Source organism: Aeromonas sp. QDB62 (assembly GCF_027705695.1).
Classification (GTDB): Bacteria; Pseudomonadota; Gammaproteobacteria; order Enterobacterales; family Aeromonadaceae; genus Aeromonas; species Aeromonas allosaccharophila.
On sequence record NZ_JAPDCD010000092.1, the window covers coordinates 1 to 4,971 of the forward strand.

2 protein-coding genes are annotated in these 4,971 nt (G+C 40.9%); both read right to left on the reverse strand.

The features are described 5' to 3' along the window. Positions 1 to 51: 51 nt before the first annotated feature. Complete coding sequence (locus OKC27_RS22385; RefSeq protein ID WP_270806723.1) at positions 52 to 333, reverse strand: hypothetical protein; 282 nt, start codon at positions 331 to 333, stop codon at positions 52 to 54. Further along, entirely contained in the window at positions 326 to 4,780 is a 4,455-nt protein-coding gene (locus OKC27_RS22390; RefSeq protein ID WP_270806724.1) for an EAL domain-containing protein, read from the reverse strand. The genes OKC27_RS22385 and OKC27_RS22390 overlap by 8 nt, the downstream gene beginning before the upstream one ends. Positions 4,781 to 4,971 lie beyond the last annotated feature (191 nt).

Here is a 4,971-nt window from a genome sequence, read left to right on the forward strand (position 1 = left end):
CCTGCATGGAGACGCGATTAGATCACAGACGATCTGCCTGTTCAAATTTCATTAACAAAGTGCGATCCCGCCCTGATTAAAGCCCTGATCGTGCCAAGCGACTATCTTATTACTACCCACTTGCACGCCCAGACTAGCCGAAAGCTTTGCCAAACGTGGATCAATAAATTGACCCGGAATGGCCGACGTGCAAATTGCATCAGTATTCACTGAGACGTGTGTGATATAGCCATTCTCTTCGGTAAGAATCAACGCACCAAATGACTGCACAGCCCCAGATAAATGCAATTCCTCTTGCTCGCACGCACAGAGAAAAGTATTTTTTTCATTCAAGAGTCAGGTACTCCTTGAAAGCATTAGTCGTCAGCGGTTTAGCAAGATAATAACCCTGAGCGACATGACAACCATGTTGCCTTAACCAACACAGCTGCGTTTCTGTTTCAACACCCTCTGCCACCGTTTCCAATGAAAATGATTTGGCCATGCTTAATACCGCCTCGGTAATCACTTCATCTTCTAAGTCATTGCCTAAGCCAGAGACAAAACTCTGATCGATTTTAAGTGTTGATATATTCAGCCGTTTTAAATAGCTGAGTGATGAGTAACCAGTGCCATAATCATCAATATTAATTTTAATGCCATGATAATTTAAACGTTCTAAGTTGGATAAAACCACTTGGCTGTTATCCAGTAATACCGTTTCTGTGATCTCAATTTGTAGCAGTTCAAATGGAAGGCTATTTTCTCGCATTAATGATAGAACAAAATCAGCCAAATCAGGTTCATGCAGGCTTCTGGCCGAACAATTAAATGCTATTGGTAATAATTTAAGCCCTTCTTTCCGCCATTGCACCAATTGCTGAATAATAGTATGAATAACAATGCGCGTTATTTCATGAATCAACCCATTCTTCTCGCTAAGGGGAATAAAATCAGCTGGTGATACACTGCCAACTTCAGGGTCATCCCAGCGGATCAATGCCTCTGCGCCGACAATATCGAGTTTGTCATTAATCAAAAATTTCGGCTGATATAAGAGATAAAACAGATTATTTTCAATCGCAATACGCATTGCTCGTTCAAGCGTTGCTTGACGCAGCAATTTAACTTGCAATTCAGGCTCAAAAAAAGCAAAACGATTTCGCCCATTTTCTTTGGCTTTATACATCGCAGCATCAGCTGCTTTTAATAAGCTATGCTCGTCATGACCATCCATGGGTGATATCGCTACGCCAATGCTAGCCGAAATAAAGAGCTGACGATTAGCCACCTCATAAACCAGTGACATTTCATCAATCACTTTTTTGGCCACTGCGGCTGCATCTTCGGTGGTGGTGTCAGATAAAATAATCGTAAACTCATCACCACCTAAACGGGCAATAAAATCATTGCTGTTAATGATATGACGTAATCGAGATGCCGCAATTTGCAATATGCGGTCGCCCACATCATGGCCCAACGTGTCATTAATGTTTTTAAAATTATCTAAATCGATAAATAACAGTGCATTGGTTCTATTATGATCCAAAGATTCTGCTAATTTTTTTCTTAATTTATTCGCAAACGTGGCACGATTTGGCAAATTCGTCAGTGAGTCATGTTCGGCCAGATAAGCAATGTCTTTTTGTGAGTTTTTAATCTGCGATATATCAGAAAAAACGGCCACCAGATGTTCAGGGTTACCTTGATAATCTTCAACTCGATTAATAGTGAGCAATTCAGGGTAAACCTCTCCACCTTTGCGTTTACTTAAAATTTCCCCTTTCCAACTGCCATCAGTTTTAATCGAATAGCTGATCTCATCATAAATATCAGACGTACCTGTCGAGTTAAAAATAATTTCTCTGGCCGGTTGCCCTATTACATCACACTCATCAAATTGTGTAATTTTATAAAATGCAGAGTTTACAGAGGTAATAATTCCGCATTTATCCATCACAACAATAGCTTCACCGGCTTGTTCAAAAATCCGAGCATTAATTCTTAATTGTGACTCTTGAATTCTTCTCTCAGTAATATCTTCACCTTCAATAATTAACGCAATCGGGTGGTTATCGCTATCACGCAATGTTTGATGTTTAATCGAGAAAAATTTATTTTGATTTTTATTATTAAAATAATACTCGCGCACTATCGGGTTTTCAGTTTGTAACGACTCGATCGATGCACCCCATAATGCCCCTGCAAACGCAGTGGGGAAAATAGAGAAATCTGTTTTGTCAATGCAATCGGCTTCATCAACGTCAAAACACTCAGTAAATCGCTTATTCACATAGAGATATCGCCCATGCAGATCACGCATGGAGAAAATAATACTTGTGTGCTCCATTAAGGCAGTTAAGCGATGCTCAGATGCCGACAGTTTATTTTTCGCATTGATCAAATCACTGACATCGATCATGGTCACAACCAACGAAATCACCTCTGATTTCTGATTTAACCCCGGCGTGATAATCAGATGAAAATAACGATTCAGATGCTGAATCAGTGCGCTTTGTCTATCACCATGCGATAAGGTTTTACCTAATAAGGTCGCCAGCTCATTAAATTCATCAGGAAAATTAATTTTCTCCACCGATTGATAATGCGCCGTTAATCGTAATGAAAAATATTGTGCCGCCCCTGCATTAAAACGAATTAAACGCAACTCTTTATCAAACACTAAAATAGGAAACTCTAACGCGTCATAAAGATGGGAATACTCTTCATAGAGTTTGGCCAATTCACCGGTTTTAACATTCAACTCTTCATTAACACTGATCAACTCTTCATTGGTGGCCTGCATCTCTTCGTTGGCGGCTTCCAACTCTTCGTTAGTGGCTTGCAGCTCTTCGTTCGATGCTTGCGCCTCTTCATTTAAGGCCTGCATCTCTTCATTAGCTGTGGCTAACTCTTCCACCAACGCTTGCAAATGCTCACGAGTGCTAATTAACTCATTTTTTAAATCATCATTGTTAAATGAAGGCGTGTCAGACGATATTAATGAAACACTTTTACTCTCTTCATTTTCAATTTGAAACACTAACAAATAGGATTCAAAATTTTCTTGCTCTAAAATAGAAACAATAAATTTGATGTGTTGATGATTTATATTCCGTTTCTGGCTTTCACACTTAGATCTATTTCTTTGCACTTTATAAAATAAAGAGATGGCATCTGCACGAACAGATGGGTGCAGCACATCTGATAAATTATATTTAGTAACTCCTGATGGAAATAAGAAAAACTGCTCCACATGACCCCTAGTATGTAATACATTGCCTTCACGATCACATACGGCAAGGGTTAATTTATAATTATTAATCAAAAAATTGAATAACGCGTCTTGTTGATCACTCTTTTTCTGATTTTTTACCTTTATTGTACCACTCACTACTTTTGTTAGTGGCAAAACCTGTATTTCTCCCGTTTTAGAAAAAATTCGTTCTCGCGCATCATGAGAGCTAAATAGCTTGTCGGCTTGAGCCACTGTTTCTGAGCGACCAAGAAACAGTAAACTATTCGTTTTTAAACCAAAGTGAAAGTTTTGTAATACTTTCGCTTGCAGTGCGGTGTCAAAATAAATAAGAACATTACGACAAGAGACCACATCTAAACGCAGAAATGGTGGATCATTGACTAAATTATGCTTGGCAAAAACAATTGCATCTCGCAGTGGTTTAATAATTTCATAATACGCGCCGCGTTTATTAAAATAACGCTCAACTAACTCTTGGCTTAATTCTTTTAACGCAATTGCCGGATATAACCCACGTCGCGCGGTTTCAAGGGCCGCATCATCAATGTCGGTAGCAAATATCTGCAACGTTGGCTTTTTATCTCTATCCAGCCAGATTTCATACATCATGATCGCCAGCGAATAGGCTTCTTCACCGGTCGCACAACCGGCAACCCAAATGCGAAACTCGTCTTCGGCTGCCGTATTGGATTGCCTGAGCGTTGCTTCAAGTGCCTTGTAAGCCTCTTTATCGCGAAAAAAGGCGGTTACTGAAATCAGCAAATCGTTGGCTAAAAGCTCGGCTTCGCTGTCTGAACTGGTTAGAAAGGCCAGATATTCGTTTAACCCAACACTTTGCACGGCACTGATACGTCGCTGTATGCGTCGAATCAACGTCGCACTTTTATAACCGGTAAAATCACGCTGTAAGCGTTCATTAAGCAACTCGATGATTTGTTGAACCCGCAAATCATCATGCAGCAGCGCATCGACTGCGTTATTGGCAACCTCAATACTAGACAGGTATTGCGCTATTTCTGCAATGCTCATAATGTGCGAGATTACACCCGATTCGATTGCCGAACGTGGCATTCCATCATATTTCGCACCATCGGGGTTTTGCGCTATCGTGATGCCGCCCATATTGTGAATTTGCCGACAACCTAATGAGCCATCAGAACCCGTTCCCGACAAAATAATGCCAATCGCGCGATCTCTTTTTTCTTCCGCTAATGCTGTAAAAAAATAGTTAATCGATGGCTTCGGGTTATTCGGTTGCGAAATGGCTGACAAGGTAAATCGACCATTCTCAAAACCGGCATTTTTGTGCGCAGGCACCACAAACACCATATTGGGCAAGGGTTCGTCCTGATCTTCCATCTCTTTAACAGAGAGCGCAGTTGAACGTTGTAAGATTTCAGCCATCATACTGCGATGCGAGGGCGATAAATGCTGAAGCACCACAAAGCACATGTCATCGTTTCTGGTGAGCAGGGTGAGCAGTGCGCTAATCGCCTCAAGCCCACCCGCTGAAGCCCCAATGGCTGTAATGATTAAATTCATGCTATTCCATACCCAATAATTATTACTTTTTGATTCATTTGAGTTATATCTTGTTAAGGCCAGCGTGAATAACATCGCCAGTTGGTTATCGTTTTTCAGCAACCCCTTGTATCAGGCTTTCACGAAGCCGAACTGTCGCTTGATGATGCGAAACGGGTGCTCCACCTTGGCCCGGATGCTGGCTTTCATGT

What these genes read in the sequence shown, in the direction of transcription:
- OKC27_RS22390 (WP_270806724.1), bottom strand. Translation starts at nt 4,780, where the DNA reads ATGAATTTAATCATTACAGCCATTGGGGCTTCAGCGGGTGGGCTTGAG.